Source organism: Actinoplanes sp. 13 (assembly GCF_056134165.1).
This window is the reverse complement of record NZ_JBVYOQ010000001.1, coordinates 317,711-338,561: the sequence shown is the minus strand read 5'-3', so window position 1 is coordinate 338,561 and position 20,851 is coordinate 317,711. Positions and strand designations below refer to the sequence as shown.

Sequence of the window (20,851 nt, the reverse complement as noted above, 5' to 3'; positions counted from 1 at the left end):
GGAGTCTGTTTGGGGGCCCTCGGAACACGGACAGTCCCGCAGGTGAGCATCCGTGAAGCGTGGGCAGGGGTGAATTGTAGCGCCGCTGACCGAGATCCTCCGCCTCCAGCACGCCGCCAGGGCCCGACGACCTCGTCGGAGACGCTCGGAGCGAGAATGCTATCGGTGGAAAGGATCCCGATGTGAGCGAGTTTTCAACGGTATCGACGCCCGGCGAGTTGTTGGCGGTGGCGGTCCGGGTGGCCCGTGCGGCGGCGGTGACCGCCCGGCGGATGCGGGCCGAGGCGATCGGCGACGTGCAGACCAAGAGTACCGACACGGACGTGGTCACCGCGGCCGACAAAGCGGTGGAGCGACAGGTGGTCGACGCGCTCTCGGCGGAGCGGCCCGGCGACGGAGTGCTGGGGGAGGAGTACGGCGACTCGGTCACGGTGCAGCCGGGCGCGATCCGGTGGATCCTGGACCCGATCGACGGCACCGTGAACTACCTCTACGGTCTGCCGCAGTACGCGGTCTCGCTGGCTGCCGAGCGCGACGGCACGGTGGTCGCCGGGGTGGTCGTCAACGCGGCGACCGGCGACGAGTGGACCGCGACCCTCGGCGGCGGCGCCTGGCGGGCCGGCCGCCGTCTCAGCGGCTCCGTACGGACCTCGCTGGACCAGGCCCTGGTCGGCACCGGGTTCGGGTACGACGCGCGCCGACGGGCCCATCAGGGGGCCGTGCTGGCCCGTCTGATCACCCGTGTGCGTGACATCCGACGGCTCGGCGCGGCGGCACTCGATCTCTGCGCGGTCGCGGAGGGCACTCTGGACGCTTACTACGAGAAGGGCCTGAACCTGTGGGACCACGCGGCCGGAGGCCTGATCGCGGCGGAGGCGGGCCTGACCGTCGGCGGGCTCGACGGCGCGCCCGCCGGCAAGCAGATGCTCGTGGCGGCGCCGCCGGCGCTCTTCCCGCCGCTGCACGACGCGCTGGTCGAACTGGACGCGGCGGGCGGCCCCTAAGGGCCGACTTCTTCGGCCTTCTCCTCCGCCTTGGCCTCCGAGACCGGCTTGGCGCAGGCGCCCGGCGGCAGCTCCGGCTTGCCGATCTCGACCAGCGACTGGTTGACCTCGGTGGTGGTGGCCAGCTGCTGGAACTGGTTGCCGATGACGATCTCCACCACGGCGCCCTTGCGCTTGGGGTTGTAGACCATCTCCGACTGGGCGAGGAAGTACGCGCGAAGCAGTTGCGCCTTGCCCACCGCCTCCGGGCCGAACCGGATCTCCGCGACGCCCTTGACCTTGTTCTTGCTCTTGCCGGGGTCCTCCACGGTGAACCGGCGGTTCTTGAACTCGCTGGTCACGTTCTCGGCGACACCCGACCGGGTGGTGCCGTTGAGGACCTTGACGGTGACCTCGGCCGGGTCGTCGGGCAGTCGCACGTCGGCGAGCGGCGCGCCGTCCGGGCAGGCGCCGCCGTTCACCAGATCGCGCTGGGTGTCACGGACCAGCGCCACCACGACGAAGACCACCGCGGCCACGGCGAGCACGCCGATGACGACGAGCGCTCGGACGCGCGCAAAGCTCATGGGGCTGGCTCCAGGGTTCCGACGGTGGACCCGGGTGAGGTCGCCGGGCTTGTCGAGAGGTTAGCGTCTGTCCGCCAGGGGCGCGGAAAGAGGGAATGCCTCCGGCGCGTTGACGATGATCCAGAGGCTGGGGCCCCTACCTTGATGTCGCCTCAGTCACATCGGGAACAATGTGCCGCCGGAACGCGTACAAGCCTGCCGCAGCAGCGGTAAGGTTCCGCGCTCGCCGGAGCCGTTCCGGGTGTCAGAAATCGTCCAGCGGAACCGGGAACCGAAACCTTGTCACCGGCGTTACAAACGCCAAGTGACACATCGATACAGGAGAGTGAAGACCGATGGCCACCGACTACGACGCCCCGCGTCGCGATGAGGTCGACCTCGGCGAGGACAGCCTCGAGGAGCTCAAGTCCCGCCGTGCCGACTCGCAGTCGGGCGCAGTGGACGTCGACGAGGTCGAGGTGGCGGAGAGCTTCGAGCTGCCCGGCGCCGACCTGGCCGACGAGGAGCTCACCGTCAAGGTGTTGCCGATGCAGACCGACGAGTTCCGTTGTGCCCGTTGCTTCCTGGTGCACCACCGCAGCCAGCTGGCCGTGGAACGCAACGGAGAGCTGATCTGCCGCGAGTGCGCCTAGGCGCACTCGCGCGCAGGCGCCCTTCACCCGATCGCGGCCTGCGCGGTCGGGCGTACGGCGTTCGCCACGAGGGTTTCCCCAACGGGTTTGACCCTGGGGCGTGACCGGGAACTTCTCCGGTGACGGCCGAAGGGGAGGACGACGATGAACCACGCGGATCGTGCGAGCGGGCCCGGTGCCGACCCAGGCGCCGCGAGCGGGCTCCCGCCTGCCCGGGAACCTGATCGGGCCGGCGGCACCGACGTGGAGCTGGGCCGCACCGCAGCGGCCCTCACGTCCGAGGATCTGGAGCCGGCCGGCCGGCGGCGGCTCCTGGGCCGCTTCGTCGCCGACGCCCGGGCCCGCGGCGTCGGCCGGCTGTTCCGCCCCGGGGCGGCGGTCCGCTGGATCGCCGACACGGTGACGGACCTGGCGCCGCATGTCCCGGTGCGCAGCCTGGAGCGGCTGCGCGAGCACTTCCCCGGTCTGGACGACGAGGAGCTGGCCGAGCGGCTGATCCGCAACGCCACCCGGGCCACGGCCGGGGTGGGCGCGGCGGGTGGCGGGGTCGCCTCCATCCAGTGGGTCGCCACGCCGACCCTGCTCTCGGCGCCGGTGCTGCTGGCCGCCGAGACGGTCGCCGTGGTGGCCGTCGAGCTGAAACTGATCGGCGAGCTGCACGAGGTCTACGGCCGGCCGATCACCGGCGGCACGCCCGAGCGCGCCATGAACCTGGTCGAGGCCTGGTCGGGCCAGCGCGGGGTGAATCCGCTGGTCCCGGGCGTGGGCGTGGCCACGGTGCTGGGCACGACGGCACGCAAGGAGTTGCAGAAGACGCTGCTCAAGCGGTTCGGGCGCAACCTCACCACGTTCGGGCCGATGCTCACCGGCGCGGCGGTGGCGAGTTATCTCAACCGGCGCGCGACCCGGGCGCTGGGCGACAACCTCCGCGAGGATCTGCGCAAGCAGCGCGCCAAGGACGTCACGACGACTGAGCGGCGCGCTCTCGGCGACTGACCTCGAGCAGCGCGGTGGCCAGCTCGACCGGGCGCCGGGTGCTGATCACCCAGAAGGGTGTCGGATCGTCCGGATCGTCCAGGAGCACCTGCACGGCCGGGCCGATCCAGGGACGCTGGATCACGAACGCGTACGGGTGGGCGCCGACCCCGAGGGCCTCGCGCTTGCCGGCCGCGTCGAGGGCGATCACGTCCGAGACCACGCCGACCGGCAGCCGGGCGTCGTCGACGCGGAACTCCCGCTCGGTGACCGTGACCAGCAGCCTCCCCGCCGGGGCGAGCAGCAGCAGGCTCAGCGGGAGCAGCACCGCGAACGGCAGCCAGAGGGGCACCTCGGGCAGGCCCAGGGTGAGCTCGGTGGCGATGATCGCGGCGACGAGCAGCGTGGCGGGCCAGGCCCACCACGGGACGCGAAGCCGTTCGCGATAGGTCGCCGCCGTGCGGTCCGGGGACTCGGGTGTCACCCTCGAAGGGTACGGCGCGCCTCCGGTGCGGGGCGCGGCAGGATGGCAGGGTAGGTGCCGCCCGCAGCGTGCGTACGAGTGAGGATCCTCCCCAGTGAACGACGTCGTGATCCAGGTCCGGCAGCTCGACCCGGATCTGCCTCTGCCGGCCTACGCCCACCCCGGTGACGCCGGCGCGGACCTGTTCGCGGCGGAGGAGGTGGAGATCGCCCCGGGCGCCCGGGCCAAGGTCCGCACCGGCCTGGCGATCGCCCTGCCGGAGGGGTTCGTGGGTCTGGTGCACCCGCGATCCGGGCTGGCGGCTCGCCTCGGTGTGACGGTCCTCAACGCGCCCGGTACGGTCGACGCCGGTTACCGCGGCGAGATCCTGGTGATCCTGATCAACCACGATCCGGGGAACACCGTCAAGATCTCGCGAGGCGACCGGATCGCCCAGCTAGTGGTTCAGCGGGTGGAGCGCGCGGTGTTCCACCCGGTGGACACGCTCGACGACACCTCGCGGGGCGCCGGCGGGCACGGTTCCACCGGTGGCCACGCAGCGCTGCCCGGGCAGCAGACTCGAACGGAAGGTGCCAGTGATGTTCTCCCGTAAGAGCGGGCCGAAGCACGTCCGCGCGGCCGACGCGCCGCCCTCCAAGGCGCTCGCCGAGAGCCTCACCTCGGACGGTGCGGCCCCGCCGCCCGAGTTCGGGCCGTGGGACGCCAAGCACGCGCCGGGGGATGTGCAGCGACTCGACCTGGGCAGCCTGCAGATCCCGGCGGTCGAGGGCGTCGAGGTGCGGGTGCAGGCCAACCCGGAGGGCGTCGTCGAGCAGATCGTCCTGGTGGACGGCGAGAGCGCCCTGCAGCTCGGCGTCTTCGCCGCGCCGCGTACCGAGGGCATCTGGGACGAGGTGCGCGCCGAGATCGCCGAGGCGATGGCGGCCGACGGGGTGAGCCCGCGCGAGATCGCCGGCCGGTACGGGATCGAGCTGGCCGCCCGGGTCAACACGCCGGACGGCCCGGCCGACGTCCGCTTCGTCGGCGTGGACGGGCCCCGCTGGATGGTGCGCGCGCTGTTCCAGGGTGCGGCCGCCTCCGACGAGTCGCGCGAGGGCGTGCTCGGCGAGGTGCTCACCGGCCTGGTCGTGGTCCGTGACAACGAGCCCCGCCCGGTGCGTGAGCCGCTGCCGCTGCGCCTGCCGCGCGAGATGGCCGAGCAGGCGCAGGCCCAGCAGGAAGCCTAGGGTCTGTCATCGGTGCGGGCCGGGCGTACCGTTGGCTCCGGGCACACGCGTGGGTCCAGGAGAGGGTGACGGCGAAGCCATGACCACCGAACAGCGCACCGGTCTGCGACGGTTCCTCGAACGGTTGACGGCGACCGAGGCGGAGCTGGACGCCCAGCACCTGCAGCGGGAGAGCGCCAAGTGCGGCGCCGTCCCGGCGACGACGTGCCGCCGGGGCCAGATCGTTTCGGTGTCGGGTCGGCTGCGGACGGTGGCGTACACTCCACGCACCAACCTGCCGACGCTGGAGGCCGACCTCTATGACGGCAGCGACGTGGTGACGCTGGTCTTCCTGGGGCGCCGGTCGATCCCCGGCATCGAGCCGGGGCGTCAGCTGACCGCACGTGGGCGGATCGCCGTCCGGGACGACCGTAAGGTGATCTACAACCCGTACTACGAGCTGGAGGCGCCCCGGTGACTGGCAGCGAGCCGCGCCACGCCGCGCACGAGTCGGTCGAGGAGCGGATCGCCGAGGAGATGGTCGAGGAACTCGATCTCCATCCGCTCGCCGACAAGATCATCGAGGAGCACGGGCTCGACCCGAAGCGCCTGCCCGAGCCCGGGACGAAATCGGCCGGCGAGGACGACGACGAGCCGTTCCCGTCGATGAGCGAGCAGATCGCCGAGCAACTGGGCGGTGTGCGCGGCCTGGTCGAGTCGAGCGTTCCGGTGCTCGCCTTCGTCATGCTCAACGTCCTGCTCGGCGAGTCGGTGCTGGGCCTGGAGAAGCGTGACGCGCTGCTCTGGGCCATCATCGGCTCGGTCGGCTCGGCGGTGACCATCGGCGTCGTCCGGCTGGTCCGCCGGCAGCCGATCCGGCACGCGGTGAACGGGCTGTTCGGCATCGCGATCGGCGCCTGGCTGGCGTGGCGCACCGGGGACGCCAAGAACTTCTATCTGCCCGGCATCCTGCTCACCTTCGGCCAGGCCGCGGTGCTGCTGCTCTCGGTGGTGTTCCGCAAGCCGCTGATCGGTTACGCCTGGGGCATCATGGTCAACAAGGGGCGTCAGGACTGGTTCGACAACGCCCCGCTGTTCCGCACCTTCCAGTGGCTCACCCTGCTCTGGGTGGTCTCGCTGTGCGTGCGCGCCGGCATCCAGGCGTACCTGTACTGGATCGGCGAGGCGAACGCGCTGGGCATCGTCCGGATCCTGATCAGCTGGCCGATCTATGCCGCCACCTTCGCGTTCACCGCGTGGGCGATCCACCGGGTGACCTCGGCCCAGCGGCGGGACACCGCCGTAGCCTAGGGCACCGTCTCAGGGCACCGAGCCCAGCACCACGGCACGGACCTGGTCCTCCATCTCGCTGGTGCAGACGAAGATCAGCTCGTCGCCGGCCTCGAGCGTGTCGTCCGGGGTCGGCACCAGGACCCGCTTGCCGCGCAGGATGGCGACCAGGGCGACGTCGCGCGGCATCGGCACCGCCCGCAGCGGCTGACCCTGGTACGGCGCGTCGCGGGGCAGCGTGATCTCGACCAGGTTGGCCTCGCCCTGCCGGAAGGTCATCAGCCGGACCAGGTCGCCGACCGTCACCGCCTCCTCCACCAGGGCGGCCATCAGGCGCGGCTTGCTGACCGCGACGTCGACGCCCCACTGCTCGGTGAAGAGCCACTCGTTCTCCGCCCGGTTCACCCGGGCCACCACCCGGTTCACCGCGAACTCGGTCTTGGCGAGCAGCGACACCACCAGGTTGGCCTTGTCGTCGCCGGTGGCGGCCACCACGACGTCGCAACCGGCCAGGTCGGCCTCCTCCAGGCTGCTCAGCTCACAGGCGTCGGCGAGCACCCAGCGGGCCTGCGGCACCCGTTCCGGGCAGAGCTGCCGCGGCTGCCGCTCGATCAGCATCACGTCGTGCCCGTTGCCGATCAGCTCCTGGGCGATGGACCGGCCCACGTTCCCGGCCCCGGCGATGGCGATGCGCATGTCACTGGCCTTCCTTGTCGGCGCCCAGGGCGATGTCCAGCACGGAGCCGACGGTCTCGTCGGTCACCAGCATGAAGACCTGGTCGCCGTCCTGCAGCACGGTGGAGGGCTGGGCGAGCGAGCCCATGCCGAACCGGGTGAGGTAAGCCACCCGGGCGCCGGTCCGCTCCTCCAGCGCCTTCACGGTCCGGCCGATCCAGTCCCGGTGCAGCGGGGTCTCCACGATGCTGACCACGCTGGTGTGGTCGCGGAAAACCTCGACCCTGCCCTCCGGGACGAGGAGCCGGAACATCCGGTCGGCGGCCCAGCGGATCGTCGCGATCGTCGGGATGCCGAGCCGTTCGTAGACCTGGGCGCGGCGGGAGTCGTAGATCCGGGCCACCACCCGGCTCACGCCGAACGTCTCGCGGGCCAGCCGGGCCGAGATGATGTTGGAGTTGTCGCCGCTGGAGACGGCCGCGAACGCGTCCGCCCGCTCGATGCCGGCGGCGGTCAGGACACCCCGGTCGAAGCCGATGCCGTTGACGGTGACCCCGCCGAAGTTGTCGCCCAGCCGGCGGAAGGCCTCGGCGTCACGATCGATCACCGCGACGTGGTGACCTTGCGCGTCGAGCTTCTGAGCCAGCGTCGAACCGAGCCGGCCGCACCCCATGATCACCACGTGCACGGTTCGTGCCCTCCCGAATCATTACGGACCTGTGTGAGCCTGCCATGCGTGTTCCGGCGCCGCTGTCCGGGGCGGGATACGCGGCATGGCGGCCGCCCGTACCCTTGGCACTCGTGGCAAGTACCACCTCTCTAGCCAAGCGGCTGCTTCTGGGCCGGCCGTTCCGCTCGGACCGGCTGCAGCACACGCTGCTGCCCAAACGGATCGCGCTGCCGGTGTTCGCCAGCGACGCCCTCTCCAGCGTGGCGTACGCGCCGGACGAGATCCTGCTGACGCTGTCGATCGCCGGCGCGGCCGCCTACGTCTGGTCGCCGTGGGTGACGCTGGCGGTCGCGGTGGTGATGGTGACGGTGGTCGCCAGTTACCGGCAGAACGTGCACGCCTATCCGTCCGGCGGCGGCGACTACGAGGTGGCCACGGTCAATCTCGGTGCCAAGGCTGGTCTCGGGGTGGCCAGCGCGCTGCTGGTGGACTACATCCTCACGGTCGCGGTCTCGATCTCCTCGGGGGTCAGCAACCTCGGCTCGGTCATCCCCTGGGTCGCCGAGCACAAGGTGGGCGTCGCCATCGCGGCGATCCTGGTGCTCAGCGCGCTCAACCTGCGTGGCCTGCGGGAGTCCGGCACCGCGTTCGCGGTGCCCACCTATCTGTTCATCGCGGTCATCTTCATCATGATCTTCACCGGCCTGTTCCGGGTCCTGGTGCTCGGCGAGGACCTGCGCGCCCCCAGCGCCGACCTGGTGATCGACGCGGAGGAACACCATCTGACCCAATTCGGCTTCGCGTTCCTGCTGTTGCGGACGTTCTCGTCCGGCTGCGCGGCGCTCACCGGCGTCGAGGCGATCTCCAACGGGGTGCCCGCGTTCAAGAAGCCGAAGAGCAAGAACGCGGCCACCACGCTGATGCTGCTGGGCGGTTTCTCGATCGCGATGCTCTACGGCATCATCGTGCTGGCCCAGGCCACCCGTCTGCAGTTCGTCGAGGACCCGACGATCCAGATCCTCTCCGGGCCGGTCAACTATGTGCAGAAGACGGTCACCACCCAGCTGGCCGAGACCGTCTTCGGCACCGGATCGTTCCTGTTCTATCTGGTCGGGGCGGTCACCGCGCTGATCCTGTTCCTGGCCGCCAACACCGCTTTCAACGGCTTCCCGGTGCTCGGCTCGATCCTCGCCCAGGACCGGTACCTGCCGCGCCAGCTGCACACCCGGGGCGACCGGCTGGCCTTCAGCAACGGCATCCTGTTCCTCGCGGTCGCCGCGATCGTGCTGATCGTGGCCTTCCAGGCCGAGGTCACCAAGCTGATCCAGCTCTACATCGTGGGCGTCTTCGTCTCCTTCACGCTCTCCCAGGCCGGCATGATCCGGCACTGGAACCGGCTGTTGCAGAACCAGCGCGACCCGGAGCGCCGCCGCCGGATGATCCGGTCGCGGGCGATCAACGCGTTCGGCATGTGCCTCACCGGCGCCGTCCTGGTCATCGTCCTGATCACCAAGTTCCTGCTCGGCGCGTGGATCGCGATCGCCGCCATGGTGGTCATCTATGTGCTGATGGTGGCCATCCAGCGGCATTACACGCGGGTCGCCGAGGAGCTGAGCCCGACCGACGAGCGACCGGTGCTGCCGTCGCGCAACCACGCGATCGTGCTGGTCAGCAAGGTGCACATGCCGACGCTGCGCGCGGTGGCCTACGCGCAGGCGACCCGGCCGGACACGCTGACCGCGGTCACCGTGAACGTGGACGACAACGACACCCGCACCATCCAGGAGGAGTGGGAGCGCCGGCAGATCCCGGTCTCGCTGACCGTGATCGACTCGCCGTACCGGGAGATCACCCGCCCGATCATCGAGTTCGTCAAGAGCGTGCGCCGCTCGTCGCCGCGGGACGTGGTGACGGTGTTCGTGCCGGAGTACGTCGTGGGCCGCTGGTGGGAGAACCTGCTGCACAACCAGAGCGCGCTGCGGATCAAGGGACGGCTGCTCTTCGAGCCCGGCGTGATGGTGACCAGCGTGCCCTGGCAGCTGCGCTCCAGCCAGGACCGCGACCTCGATCGGCTGGACGCCGGCCTGAGCCGGGCGCCGGCCCGCGGCCCGCGGCACCGCGAGGAGACCCCCGAGCCGAGCACCCCGGGCGAGGACTGATGAGCATGCGAGGACAAGCGCCGATGCCGGTGGAACATGAGCCGGCCGGGCATGATCCAGCCGGGCAGGCCGCGGTCGAGCCCGATCTCGTCGAGGGGGATCGGGTCGAGGTGACGGTCGGCGCGCCGGCGCACGGCGGGCACTGCGTGGCCCGGATCGGCGGAGCGCACGGCCGGGTCGTCTTCGTCCGGCACACGCTGCCCGGCGAACGGGTCACCGCCGAGATCACCGAGGTGCACCGCGGCTGGCTGCGCGCCGACGCCGTGGAGATCCACGAGGCCTCGCCGGACCGCGTCGAGCCGCCCTGCCCGTTCGCCCGTCCGGGTGCGTGCGGCGGCTGCGACCTGCAGCACGTCGCGGGCGGCGCGCAACTGCGGTGGAAGACCTCGGTGGTCCGGGAACAGCTGGAGCGGCTGGCCGGCCTCACCCCGGAAGAGCACCACCAGATTTTTGTACGGGTGGAAGCGCTGCCGGGCCCGGCAGACTCCGATCGGCTGCTCGGCTGGCGCAGCCGGGTCCGCTACGCGGTGGACGCCGCGGACCGTCCCGGGCTGCTCCAGCACCGCTCGCACCAGGTGGTGCCGATCGACCGCTGCCTGATCGCCCATCCCGCTGTCCAGGAACTGGACCTGCTGGCCCGCACGTGGCCGGACGCGGACGCCCTGCAGGCGGTCGCCAGCACCGGCGGCGACGTGGCGGTCCTCGCCCGGCCGGCCGGCAGCCGGGCGCCGCAGGCCACCGACGATCTGGGCGAGCCGGCCGGCGGGGGACTGGTCCGCCTGTCCGGGACGGCCGAGGTCACCGAGACTGCCGGCGGGCGTGCTTTCCGCGTACCCCCGGAAGGGTTCTGGCAGGTGCACCCGGCCGCGGCCGACACGCTTGCCGCAACGGTGCTGGAGATGTTGCGACCCGCCGAAGGCGAGGTCTCGTGGGACCTCTACGGCGGCGCCGGACTCTTCGCGGCGGTCCTCGCCGCCCGCACCGGCGCACGGACCACCGTGATCGAGTCGTCCCCGATCGGGGTCGCGGCGGCCCGGGCCAACCTCGCCGGCCTGCCGAACGTCGAGGTGGTCGCGGCCAAGGTGGACGCCGCGCTGAGCCGGCGGCGGGTCACCGGGCCGGTCGACCTCGTGGTGCTTGACCCGCCGCGAGCCGGCGCCGGCGCCCAGGTGGTCCGGGCGATCGCGGCGGCCGGCCCGCGGGCGATCGTCTATGTGTCGTGCGACCCGGCGGCGCTGGCGCGCGACCTGAGGACGTTCCGGTCGGTGGGGTGGCGTGCCACGCGGATCCGGGCCTTCGACTGTTTCCCGATGACCCAGCACGTGGAGTGCGTGGCGCTGCTGGAGCCGGCCTGACCGTCAGGGTCCGTCCCGCGGACCTCGCTTCGCACCCGCGTGACCCTTTCATCAGCACTTGAAGTGCGGGGAACCCGTCCGGCTGCTCAGCTGCTTGCGGGCCCGCCTCGCCGCGGCCATCAGGCCGTCGAGGGTGTCCCGGGTGCGGATCAGGTCGTCGATGTGCCGGGAGAGCCGGTCGCGCTCCTGCAGCATCCGTTCCATGGCGGCGTCGGAGTTCTCCTGGCTCGGTGTCTCGACGCAGGGCATCAGGTCGGCGATGGTGCGGCTGGAGAGGCCGGCCGCGTAGAGCCGCTGGATGAACTCGACGCGCTCCACCTCGGCGTCGCCGTAGAGGCGCTGGCCGCTGGCGCTGCGCACGCTGGCCAGGAGTCCCTGTTCCTCGTAATAGCGAACGCTGCGAACGCTGACTCCGGCCCGTGACGCCAACTCCCCGATACGCATGCCCCTGCCCTTCCACCCCTGACCCCTGACGTCAACGTCAGCCTATCCCCAACAGATGTGTGTGAAGTTGGGGTCGGTATGGGGGCGGAACTTCACACGCTGCGGCTCGCGTTCGCAGTGTGTGAAGTGGGGGTCGGTATGGGGGCGGAACTTCACACGCTGCGGCTCGCGTTCGCAGTGTGTGAAGTGGGGGTCGGTATGGGGGCCGAACTTCACACACTGCGCGGACGCGGTGGTGTGTGTGGATTCGGGTCGGGAACTGACCCGAAATCCACACGGTGGGTCAGGCGGTGGCGCGCTCCGCTGCGGTGACCGCGTTGCGGAAGAGCATCGCGACTGTGGTCGGGCCGACGCCGCCGACCCGCGGGGTGATCGCGCCGGCCACCTCCGCGCAGGACTCGTCGACGTCCGGGAGCAGGCGGCGGCCCTCGTAGCGGACCCCGGCGCCGATCACGACCGAGCCCGGCTTGACGTGTTCGGGCTGGATGATGCCGGGCACGCCGGCCGCGGCGATCAGGATGTCGGCCCGCCGGGTGTAGCGGTCCCAGTCCGGCACGCCGGTGTGCACCACGGTGACGGCGGCGTTGGCGGTGGGCCGCTTCTGGGCGAGCAGCATGGCGAGCGGGCGGCCCAGGGTGGCGCCGCGACCGAGGATGACCACCTCGCGACCGGCGACCGGGATCTCGTGGAAGGCGAGCAGCGCCTCGATGCCGGCCGGGGTACAGGGCAGCGGGCCGGGCAGGCCGACCGCGAGCCGTCCCATGTTGAGCGGGTGCATGCCGTCGACGTCGGAGTCCGGGTCGAGGGTCTGCAGGGCGGCGTCGTAGTCCAGGTGGGCCGGGATCGGGTACTGGATCAGGACGCCGTGCACGTCCTTGTCGTCGTTGAGCTCCGCGATCACCTTGAGCAGGTCGTCCTGGGTGACGTCGCCGCTCAGGTGCCGGTGCGGGGAGGCGAAGCCCAGCTCGGCGGCCTGCTTCTGCTTGATCCGGATGTAACCGGCGCTGGCGTCGTCGTCGCCGACCAGGACGGTGGCGAGGCTCGGCTGGACACCGCGCTCGCGGAGGCGGGCGACCCGCTGCCGGACGTCGGCGAGGACGGATTCGGCGACGGGGGCGCCGGGGAGAAGACGTGCTGCGGACATGTCACTCCTCAGCCGTGAGCCCAGGCGGTCGACTCCGGCGTGACCAGCTCCCCGATGGTTGGACCATCCCCGTGCCGCCAGTCGCTGTTCGGCCTCCAGGATGCCAGGCCGCTCGACGCCCGGACCAACGGCCCGGGCAGTCACCGGCGACTGTGTGAAGTTCGGCCCCGATACCGGCCCGAAGTTCACACACTGTCGCCGGGTGGGTGGCTGGACGGTGGATGTGCAGGTTGTGTGCAGACAGTCGTACCGGCCGTTCGCTCCAGTCGCGTTACGGCGCGGCCCGGATAGACTCCAGCCTCATGAGCGACTCCCCCTCGACTCCGGCCGGCCTGCTGACGACCATCACCGCCCCCGGTGACCTGAAGCGACTGACCGCGGAGCAGTTGACCCTGCTCGCTGCCGAGATTCGAGACTTCATGGTGGCCAAGGTCTCGCGCACCGGCGGGCACCTCGGGCCGAACCTGGGCGTGGTCGAGATGACCCTCGCACTGCACCGGGTCTTCGACTCCCCACGTGACAAGGTTCTCTTCGACACCGGCCACCAGGCGTACGTTCACAAGATCGTCACGGGCCGCCAGGACGGGTTCGACCTGCTCCGCCAGCGGGGTGGCCTGACCGGCTACCCGAGCCAGGCGGAGAGCGAGCACGACCTGATCGAGAACTCGCACGCCTCCACCGCGCTGTCCTACGCGGACGGTCTGGCCAAGGCGTTCGCGCTGCGCGGCGAGGACCGGCACGTGGTGGCCGTGGTGGGTGACGGCGCGCTGACCGGCGGCATGTGCTGGGAGGCGCTCAACAACATCGCCGCCACCGGCAACCGGCTGGTCATCGTCGTCAACGACAACGGCCGGTCGTACGCGCCGACCATCGGCGGCCTCGCCGACCACCTCTCCACGCTGCGCCTGAACCCGGGTTACGAGAAGGTGCTCGACCTGGTCAAGGACGCGCTCGGCTCGACGCCGGTGGTGGGCAAGCCGGTCTTCGAGGTGCTGCACGCGGTCAAGAAGGGCATCAAGGACGCGGTCAGCCCGCAGCCGATGTTCGAGGACCTGGGCCTGAAGTACATCGGGCCGGTGGACGGGCACGACCAGCAGGCGATGGAGTCGGCGCTGCGCCGGGCCAAGGGCTTCAACGCTCCGGTCATCGTGCACGCGGTCACCCGCAAGGGCTACGGCTATCTCCCCGCCGAGCAGGACGAGGCGGACTGCCTGCACGGTCCGAGCAGCGCCTTCGACGTGGAGACCGGCAAGCTGCTGGCCAAGCCGACGCTGAAATGGACGAAGGTCTTCGCCGAGGAGCTGGTCCGGATCGCCGACGAGCGCCCGGACGTGGTCGGGATCACCGCCGCGATGGCCGAGCCGACCGGCATCGCCGCGCTGGCGAAGAAATACCCCGAGCGGACGTACGACGTGGGCATCGCCGAGCAGCACGCGGCGACCAGCGCGGCCGGCCTGGCGATGGGCGGTCTGCACCCGGTGGTGGCGGTCTACGCGACGTTCCTGAACCGGGCCTTCGACCAGGTGCTGCTGGACGTGGCGATGCACCGGCTGCCGGTGACCTTCGTGCTGGACCGGGCCGGCATCACCGGCCCGGACGGGCCGAGCCACTACGGCATGTGGGACATGAGCGTCTTCGGCGTGGTGCCGGGCATGCGGATAGCCGCGCCCCGGGACGCGAGCACGCTGCGCGAGGAACTGCGCGAGGCGGTGGCGGTCGACGACGGCCCGACCATCGTGCGGTTCCCCACGGGCGCGGTCGCCCCGGAGACCCCGGCACTGCGCCGGGTGGGCCAGGTGGACGTGCTGCGCGAGGACGAGCGCAAGGACATCCTGCTGGTGGCGGTGGGCTCGTTCGCCGGCCTCGGCCTGGACGCCGCGGAGCGGCTCGCCGAGCAGGGATACGGAGTGACCGTCGTCGACCCGCGCTGGGTGCGGCCGGTCCCGATCGAGCTGACCGGTCTCGCCGCCGCGCACCGCTGTGTGGTGACCGTCGAGGACGGTGTGCGCGCGGGCGGCGTCGGTGACGCCGTGGCCGGCGCGCTGCGCGACGCGGGGGTGACCGTGCCGCTGCGCGACTTCGGCGTGCCGGTCGGTTTCCACCCGCACGGCAGCCGCGCGGAGATCCTCGCCTCGCTCGGGTTGACCGCGCAGGACGTCGCCCGGGAAGTGACCGAGTGGGTGTCGCGGCTCGAGGTCACGGAGCCGATCTCGTCGATCTGACCCGCACAGGCCTCTCGACGGGCGCTTTTGTTACGCAACCGTTACCTTTGGAGAATGGGCGCGGACACCTTCAGTCGTGAGGTCGTCATCGACCTCGGCTCGGAACGCGGCGAGCCGGAGTCGTACCACCGGCCGGGGCGGCGCACGACGCCGCTCTGGCTCGGCCCTGCGCTGGTCGCCGCCCTGATGCTGCTCGTCGCCGGCGCCTCGGCCCCGCCGCCCCCGCCGCCGATCGCCGAGGTGCTCCGGGTCCCGATCCAGCCCGGCGACCCGTACACGATCACCGAGGACGGCCGGCTGCTGATCCAGTCGGCCGGGATGCTCAGCGCGTACCGGCTCGCCGACGGGACGCAGCAGTGGCAGGTGGTGCAGAACCAGCCGGTCTACCGGCTACGCACCGTCGCCGGCGGGCTGCTGATGCTGCGCCCGTGGGCACGGACCGGTCTGGAACCGGGCAGCACGGCCATCTCGCTCGCCACCGGCGCCCGGCAGTGGCAGCACAACCTCAACGTGCTCTCCTTCGCCGGCACGCCGCTGCTGTTCGCGGTCGAGGGGGTGCGCAGCTCGTCCACCTCCGGGCGTCGCGTGCAGGACGTCGTCGAGGTGCTCGACCCGGCGGCCGGCCTGGCCCGGTGGCGGGTCCGGGTGCCCAACACCGCGGTGCTGCTCAACGTGCCCGGAGCCGGCGGCGCCCCGGCACGGATGATGCTGGTCCGCGACGACCAGATCGCCGACCTGTACGACGTCGCCACCGGCGCGCACCTGGCCAGCCGGAAGATCCCGATGGCCGACTACGACCAGGAGAACCCGGTCGCGGTCGGCGGCGTGGTGCTGCTGCGACACCCCGGGGCGTCCGGGACCGCGGTGTCGGCGTACGACGCGGCCACCCTGCGGCCGCTCTGGACCGTGCCGGTCCCGGGCACGCTGCGGATCCGGCCCTGCGGCGAGATGGCGTGCCTGACCGGCCGGTACGGCGTCCGGGCGATCGAGCCGGCTACCGGGAACGAGCGCTGGCGGCAGCCGCTGTGGCGCAACGTGGAACCGTCCGGGACGCACACCGTCGCTTACGCGTCCACCGGCGACGACGAGCCGGTAGCGGTGGTGGACCCGTCGACCGGACAGGTGGTCGCCGACCTGACCGGCTGGGAACCGGTGCCGGGGACCGCCGGGGACGGAACCCTGCTGGTCACCCGGGAAATCGACCCCGGCCCGCGTACCATGGTCGCGATCGTCACACCGGGCCTGACCCGGCCGCGCCTGCTCACCGAGATGCCGGTGGGCACCGGCGACTGCCAGGCGACCACCGACCGGCTGGTGTGCCGGACCATGTACGACGAGCTGATCGTCTGGGAGCACCGGGCCGTCGTCGGCGCGGGCGGGCCGCGTACCGGCTGAGAGGGGTGAGCGTGGCGCTGATCGAGCTGGACCGCGACGCTCCGCTCGACCAGGCAGCCGCCCGCCGCCCGCCGCCCCGGCGTTATCGCCACGCCGGGCTGCTGGTGGCCGCGGCGCTGCTGGCCGTGCTGGGCGGTTCGGCGCCCTCGGCCACGACGTTCTGGCGGGAACTCGGCACGGTCGTCGCGGGCGGCGACGCCGAGACCCCGATCCAGCTCGCCGGCGGCCGCCTCTTCACCGCCGCCACCGCCGGCCCGGAACGCGAGCTGACCGCCTGGGCGCTGGACCGGCCGCCGCGCCGCCTGTGGACCGTCCGGGTGCCGATCGGGATGAGCTACAACCCGATCAGCAGCATGCTCGGCTCGTTCACCGTCCGCTCGGCCGGCGACGTGGTGCTCCTCAGCGAAGGCTGGGCCACCACCGCGCTCGACGCCCGGACCGGAGCGATCCGCTGGACGGCGCCGGCGGTGGTCACACTGCTCGGCGCCGGCCGGACCGGGGTGGCCGTGGAGCGGGTCTTCCGGCCGAACACCGTCTATGACCAGGCCTCCGGTGACCCGGGACCGCTTTATTTCTCGGCGAGCGGTGAGCCGCACACCGAGCCGCCGGTGCGCACCGAAGTGCGTGGCCTGGACCTGGCCACCGGCCGGACGGTGTGGACCGTCACGCCGCGCGGCTCGGTCACCGTCGACCCGGTGCACGGCGACGGGGCGGACCTCCTGATCACCTCGTCGGACCGGCTCACGGTGCACGACGGCGCGACCGGCGAGGTGCTGGCCGAGTCGGCCCTGCCCGAGATCGACGGGTCCGGGCCGGTCACTGCCTCGGTCGCCGGCGAGGTCGCGCTGGTCGGCTACCGGGAGCCGGGCCGACAGGTGGCCTACGACGTGCGGACCCTGCGGCGGCTGTGGAGCCGGGACGTGCCGGACGTCCAGGGCGACACCGCCGACTGCCGTCAGCTGATCTGCTCCGGGGCCCGCAACGACCTCTGGGTGCTGGACCCGGTCACCGGGGAGCGGGCCTGGCCGGCGAACGGGGACGTCGACTTCACGGTCCGGGCCGGGTACGTGCTGGAGACCAAGGTGCGCACCGGCCGGCCGGACCGGCTGGCGGATCCGGCCACCGGCACCACCCGGGTGCCTCTGACCGGCTGGGACGAGGTGCTGCCCGGCGAACCGGCGGGGACGGTCGTGGTGCGGCGCGACGGGACCGACGGCGGGCAGACCTTCGCCGCGGTGCTGCCCGGCGAGCACCAGCTGCGGCTGCTGGGGACCGCGCCGGTGGACTCCGCGGAGTGCGCGGCCGACGAACGCCGCGTGGTCTGCCGGGACGGCACCGGACTGCGGGTCTGGGCGTATCGGATCTGACCGATCCGGCGGCACAATGAGGCGAAGATGGGTGGCGTCCTGATCGATCTCGGTGAGGTGCCGCGGAGCGGGTCGCGGCGCGGCTCCGCCGTGGACCCGGCGCCACCACCACCCTGGCGGATGCTGCTCGCCGCACTGTCGATCCTGCTCGCCGCCTCGCTCACCGGATCGGTGGCCCGGACCGGACCCGCGCCGCCGATCGTCGTCCCGGCCGTGATCGGCGACGCCATGCGGGTGGCCGGCGACCGGCTCTTCGTCATCAGCCCCGGCCGCCCCGCCGGACCGCGGAACATCCGGGCGTACGCGCTGCCCGGCGCCACCCTGCTCTCCGAGCACACCGTAGAGGTCACCGGTGACGTGCTCACCGTGGACGTGGCCGGCGACCTGCTGCTGCTGACCGTGCAGGACGAGCTGACCGTCACGTTCGGCACCATCGCCCTGCACGCCGACCGGCAGCAGCCGCTCTGGCAACGCCCGGTCCTGCTCCAGGGTGTGTCGGCAGCCGAGGGCATCGCGCTGGTGCGCGAGGAGAGCGGAGACCTCGGGGAGGCCGACTGGCGCGGCATCGACCTGCACACCGGCGCGGTCAGGTGGACGGTGCACCAGGGCGACGGGGACGACGTGGCGGTCTCCGACTACGGCGGTGACTACCCGGCATGGCTCTACGTGCTGACCGAGGCCGGGCGGCTGGAGGCCCGGGACACCCGCACCGGCCGGGTGGTGTCCGCGGTCCAGGTCCCGGAACGGCGCAGCCGCACCGCGATCTGGCCGGCCGGCAACCTGGTGCTGGTCGGCACCAGCGAGGTCGGCACCACCGGGTACGACGTGACCGACGGTCTGCGGCCGCGCTGGCGGAGCGACATGAACCCGAGCTGGTACCGGGGGCCGGCGATCTGCGGGGAGTTCCTCTGCGCGTACCGGCCGCAGCGCGGCATGCTGGTGATCGACCCGGTCACCGGGCGGCAGCGCTGGTCCTCGGAGCGCTGGAACTTCGCCGACCGGGTCGGCGACCACCTGCTGACGATCGTGCGGGACACCGCTCACCCGCGGCTCTACGTGCTGGACCCGGCGACCGGGAAGGTGATCGGCGACGCCGGGCGCTGGGCGAGCGCCGGCCCTGGCCCGGAACCGGACACCGCGTACGTGCTGCGCTCGATCTCCGGGCAGGACCGCACGTGGTACGGCGTGCTCGATCTCGACCGGATCAAGGTCCGGGTGCTCGGCGCCGCCGACCGGGTCGCCGGGGACTGCCACTTCGCCGCGGGCGCTCTGGTCTGCCGCCGGATCGACGCGTCGGTCGGGGTGTGGCGCGTTCGGTAGCCTTCCCCTTGGTCGCGCGGCACGCGCGATGCGCGTTCGGTGGAGGTTGCGGTGCGGGTGCTGGTGGTGGAGGACGAGCGGAACCTGGCCGACGCGATCGTGCGTGGCCTGCGCCGCAAGGGCATGGCCGTGGACGTGGCCTACGACGGCCTGCAAGGGCACGAGATGTCCTACGTGACGCGGTACGACGTGGTGGTCCTGGACCGCGACCTGCCCGGGATGCACGGCGACGAGATCTGCGCCGACCTGGTGGCCCGGGGCGCGCTCACCCGGGTGCTGATGCTCACCGCCAGCAGCACGGTCGCCGACCGGGTGGAGGGCCTGGAGCTGGGCGCCGACGACTACCTGGCCAAGCCGTTCGCCTTCGAGGAACTCGTGGCCCGGGTGCAGGCGCTGGGCCGGCGGGCCACCCCGGCCGCCGCGCCGGTGCTCACCGTGGGCAACCTGGTGCTCGACCAGACCCGGCGGGTGGTGACCCGCGGCGGCGCCCCGATCGAGCTCACCAACAAGGAGTTCGGGGTGCTGGAGGAGCTGCTCAAGGCCAAGGGTGGGGTGGTCTCCAGCGAGGAGCTGCTGGAACGGGTGTGGGACGCCAACACCGACCCGTTCACCACGACCGTCCGGGTCACCATCAACACGCTGCGCAAGAAGATCGGTGACCCGCCGCTGATCGAGACCGTCGTCGGCGCCGGTTACCGGGTGCCGGAACCGGTCGTGGCCTCGTGACCGTCTATCCCGGGCAGACCCGCCGCACGCTGCGGTTCCAGCCGCGCAACACGCTGCGCCTGCGGCTCACCCTGCTGAACGGCATCCTCCTGGTCGGCGCCGGCGCGGCCCTCGTCCTGCTCGCCTGGCTGCTGGTCAGCGAATCGCTGCACCCCGTCGACGAGCTGCGTGCCGGATCCACCGTCACCCTGGCCGACGGCAGCACCCGGGAGGCGCTGGCCTGGCAGACCGACATGGTCGAACAGGCTTCCCAGGAGCTGCTGCTCAAGGGGCTCAGCGCGCTGGTCGCGGTCGGCATCGTCGGCATCGCCGGGGCGTACGCGGTGGCCGGGCGGGCGTTGCGGCCGCTGCACCGGGTCACCCAGACCGCGCAACGGCTCGGCGAGGAGACCATGGACCAGCGGATCCGGTACGCCGGGGCGGACGACGAGGTGGCCGAGCTGGCCCGGACGTTCGACGCGATGCTGGACCGGCTGGCGGCCGCTTTCGACTCGCAGAAGCGGTTCGTCGCCAACGCCTCGCACGAGCTGCGGACCCCGCTCGCGGTGATGCGCACCGAGATCGATGTGACGCTCAGCGACGACGAGGCGGACGTCGCCGAGTACCGGCGGATGGCGAAAGTGGTCCGCAACGCGTCCGAGCGGGCGAACGGGCTGGTCGACGCCCTGCTCGTGCTGGCGAGGTCGGAGGCGCAGTCCGGGCGGCGATTGGTCCGCAAGGTGCCGGCGGACCTGGCCACCAGTGCCCTGAACGCACTGTCGGCCGTCAAGGCCGAGGCCGAGCGGTTGAAGCTGGACGTCAGCACGGAACTGGAGCCGGCGCCGGTGGTGGGTGATCCGAGTCTGCTCGACCGGCTGGCCGGGAACCTGATCGAGAACGCCATCCGGTACAACCATCTGCTCGGCCGGCTGTGGCTGCGGACCGGGTCGGTCAGCGGCCACGCGGTGCTGGTGGTGGGGAACACCGGGTACGAGGTGGAGCCGGCCGACGTGCCGGGGCTCTTCGAGCCGTTCCAGCGGGGTGGCTGGGAGCGGACCGGGTCGCGGGGGTCGGGGCTGGGGCTGTCGATCGTGCGCGCGGTCTGTGACGCGCACGGGGGGACGGTGTCCGCGGTCGCGCAGGAGGGTGGCGGGCTGGAAGTCACCGTCTCGCTTCCGGCCGCCGACACGACGCCGGTGGTGACCGCGACGGCCAGCGTGCGCCGGGTGCGCGGTTAGC

General features: G+C 72.0%; 21 protein-coding genes and 1 riboswitch. Of the genes, 15 read left to right on the top strand and 6 right to left on the bottom strand.

The features are described 5' to 3' along the window. Positions 1 to 182 precede the first annotated feature (182 nt). Positions 183 to 1,004: an inositol monophosphatase family protein gene (locus AC0NH5_RS01480; RefSeq protein WP_474398949.1), complete on the top strand. Its 822-nt coding sequence runs from the start codon at positions 183 to 185 to the stop codon at positions 1,002 to 1,004. On the opposite strand, the gene AC0NH5_RS01475 is transcribed toward AC0NH5_RS01480, so the two are convergent. Beyond that, positions 1,001 to 1,570, bottom strand: a complete 570-nt coding sequence (locus AC0NH5_RS01475) for a LytR C-terminal domain-containing protein (RefSeq protein ID WP_474398946.1) — start codon at positions 1,568 to 1,570, stop codon at positions 1,001 to 1,003. The genes AC0NH5_RS01480 and AC0NH5_RS01475 overlap by 4 nt on opposite strands. 335 nt (positions 1,571 to 1,905) lie before the next feature. Here AC0NH5_RS01475 and AC0NH5_RS01470 point away from each other — a divergent pair, with 335 nt between their 5' ends. Together AC0NH5_RS01470 and AC0NH5_RS01465 are read left to right on the top strand one after the other, a co-directional pair. Beyond that, a complete protein-coding gene (locus tag AC0NH5_RS01470) occupies positions 1,906 to 2,202 on the top strand; it encodes a DUF4193 domain-containing protein (RefSeq protein WP_474398944.1) in 297 nt (98 codons plus the stop codon). Positions 2,203 to 2,346: 144 nt separating this feature from the next. Beyond that, a complete protein-coding gene (locus tag AC0NH5_RS01465) occupies positions 2,347 to 3,198 on the top strand; it encodes a hypothetical protein (RefSeq protein WP_474398941.1) in 852 nt (283 codons plus the stop codon). Here the strand turns inward: AC0NH5_RS01465 and AC0NH5_RS01460 are convergent. Further along, on the bottom strand, positions 3,164 to 3,661 hold the full coding sequence (locus AC0NH5_RS01460; RefSeq protein WP_474398938.1) for a DUF3093 domain-containing protein: 498 nt from the start codon (positions 3,659 to 3,661) through the stop codon (positions 3,164 to 3,166). The two genes, AC0NH5_RS01465 and AC0NH5_RS01460, sit on opposite strands and share 35 nt — an antisense overlap. Positions 3,662 to 3,755: 94 nt before the next feature. On the opposite strand from AC0NH5_RS01460, the gene dut reads away from it, so the two are divergent. The 4 genes from dut to AC0NH5_RS01440 all read left to right on the top strand — a co-directional run bounded on the left by dut (position 3,756) and on the right by AC0NH5_RS01440 (position 6,177). Beyond that, positions 3,756 to 4,253 carry a dUTP diphosphatase gene (dut, locus tag AC0NH5_RS01455; RefSeq protein WP_474398936.1) on the top strand — a complete coding sequence of 166 codons (498 nt, stop codon included), beginning with the start codon at positions 3,756 to 3,758 and terminating at the stop codon, positions 4,251 to 4,253. Beyond that, positions 4,240 to 4,887 carry a DUF3710 domain-containing protein gene (locus AC0NH5_RS01450; protein ID WP_474398934.1) on the top strand — a complete coding sequence of 216 codons (648 nt, stop codon included), beginning with the start codon at positions 4,240 to 4,242 and terminating at the stop codon, positions 4,885 to 4,887. Before dut ends, AC0NH5_RS01450 begins: the two co-directional genes overlap by 14 nt. A gap of 79 nt (positions 4,888 to 4,966) precedes the next feature. Then, entirely contained in the window at positions 4,967 to 5,344 is a 378-nt protein-coding gene (locus AC0NH5_RS01445) for an OB-fold nucleic acid binding domain-containing protein (RefSeq protein ID WP_474398932.1), read from the top strand. After that, a complete protein-coding gene (locus tag AC0NH5_RS01440; protein WP_474398930.1) occupies positions 5,341 to 6,177 on the top strand; it encodes a DUF3159 domain-containing protein in 837 nt (278 codons plus the stop codon). Before AC0NH5_RS01445 ends, AC0NH5_RS01440 begins: the two co-directional genes overlap by 4 nt. A gap of 9 nt (positions 6,178 to 6,186) precedes the next feature. Here the strand turns inward: AC0NH5_RS01440 and AC0NH5_RS01435 are convergent, their stop codons facing one another. Further along, a complete protein-coding gene (locus AC0NH5_RS01435; protein WP_474398927.1) occupies positions 6,187 to 6,852 on the bottom strand; it encodes a potassium channel family protein in 666 nt (221 codons plus the stop codon). Position 6,853: 1 nt separating this feature from the next. After that, positions 6,854 to 7,519 (bottom strand): potassium channel family protein, encoded by a 666-nt coding sequence (locus AC0NH5_RS01430; RefSeq protein ID WP_474398925.1) that lies wholly within the window; start codon positions 7,517 to 7,519, stop codon positions 6,854 to 6,856. 44 nt (positions 7,520 to 7,563) lie between these two features. On the opposite strand from AC0NH5_RS01430, the gene AC0NH5_RS01425 reads away from it, so the two are divergent. Beyond that, positions 7,564 to 9,660 (top strand): APC family permease, encoded by a 2,097-nt coding sequence (locus AC0NH5_RS01425; protein ID WP_474398924.1) that lies wholly within the window; start codon positions 7,564 to 7,566, stop codon positions 9,658 to 9,660. A 23-nt stretch (positions 9,661 to 9,683) separates the two neighbouring features. Continuing rightward, a complete protein-coding gene (locus AC0NH5_RS01420) occupies positions 9,684 to 11,015 on the top strand; it encodes a class I SAM-dependent RNA methyltransferase (protein WP_474398922.1) in 1,332 nt (443 codons plus the stop codon). A 51-nt stretch (positions 11,016 to 11,066) separates the two neighbouring features. On the opposite strand, the gene AC0NH5_RS01415 is transcribed toward AC0NH5_RS01420, so the two are convergent. After that, entirely contained in the window at positions 11,067 to 11,459 is a 393-nt protein-coding gene (locus tag AC0NH5_RS01415; protein WP_474398919.1) for a MerR family transcriptional regulator, read from the bottom strand. Between the two features lie 283 nt (positions 11,460 to 11,742). Further along, complete coding sequence (locus tag AC0NH5_RS01410) at positions 11,743 to 12,603, bottom strand: bifunctional 5,10-methylenetetrahydrofolate dehydrogenase/5,10-methenyltetrahydrofolate cyclohydrolase (RefSeq protein ID WP_474398917.1); 861 nt, start codon at positions 12,601 to 12,603, stop codon at positions 11,743 to 11,745. A gap of 11 nt (positions 12,604 to 12,614) precedes the next feature. Beyond that, positions 12,615 to 12,698, bottom strand: a riboswitch (ZMP/ZTP riboswitch). A gap of 207 nt (positions 12,699 to 12,905) precedes the next feature. Between AC0NH5_RS01410 and dxs the strand changes: the two genes are divergently transcribed. Genes dxs through AC0NH5_RS01380 form a run of 6 tightly spaced genes read left to right on the top strand, consistent with a single transcriptional unit; the run spans position 12,906 to position 20,850 of the window. Then, a complete protein-coding gene (dxs, locus tag AC0NH5_RS01405; RefSeq protein ID WP_474398916.1) occupies positions 12,906 to 14,825 on the top strand; it encodes a 1-deoxy-D-xylulose-5-phosphate synthase in 1,920 nt (639 codons plus the stop codon). A gap of 54 nt (positions 14,826 to 14,879) precedes the next feature. Further along, complete coding sequence (locus AC0NH5_RS01400; protein WP_474398914.1) at positions 14,880 to 16,220, top strand: outer membrane protein assembly factor BamB family protein; 1,341 nt, start codon at positions 14,880 to 14,882, stop codon at positions 16,218 to 16,220. A gap of 11 nt (positions 16,221 to 16,231) precedes the next feature. After that, positions 16,232 to 17,587 (top strand): outer membrane protein assembly factor BamB family protein, encoded by a 1,356-nt coding sequence (locus AC0NH5_RS01395; protein WP_474398912.1) that lies wholly within the window; start codon positions 16,232 to 16,234, stop codon positions 17,585 to 17,587. A gap of 27 nt (positions 17,588 to 17,614) precedes the next feature. Beyond that, a complete protein-coding gene (locus AC0NH5_RS01390; RefSeq protein ID WP_474398911.1) occupies positions 17,615 to 18,907 on the top strand; it encodes an outer membrane protein assembly factor BamB family protein in 1,293 nt (430 codons plus the stop codon). Positions 18,908 to 18,958: 51 nt separating this feature from the next. After that, positions 18,959 to 19,633: a response regulator transcription factor gene (locus AC0NH5_RS01385; RefSeq protein WP_474398909.1), complete on the top strand. Its 675-nt coding sequence runs from the start codon at positions 18,959 to 18,961 to the stop codon at positions 19,631 to 19,633. After that, positions 19,630 to 20,850, top strand: coding sequence for a sensor histidine kinase (locus AC0NH5_RS01380; protein ID WP_474398906.1), 1,221 nt, complete (start codon positions 19,630 to 19,632; stop codon positions 20,848 to 20,850). The genes AC0NH5_RS01385 and AC0NH5_RS01380 overlap by 4 nt, the downstream gene beginning before the upstream one ends. Position 20,851: the final 1 nt, after the last annotated feature.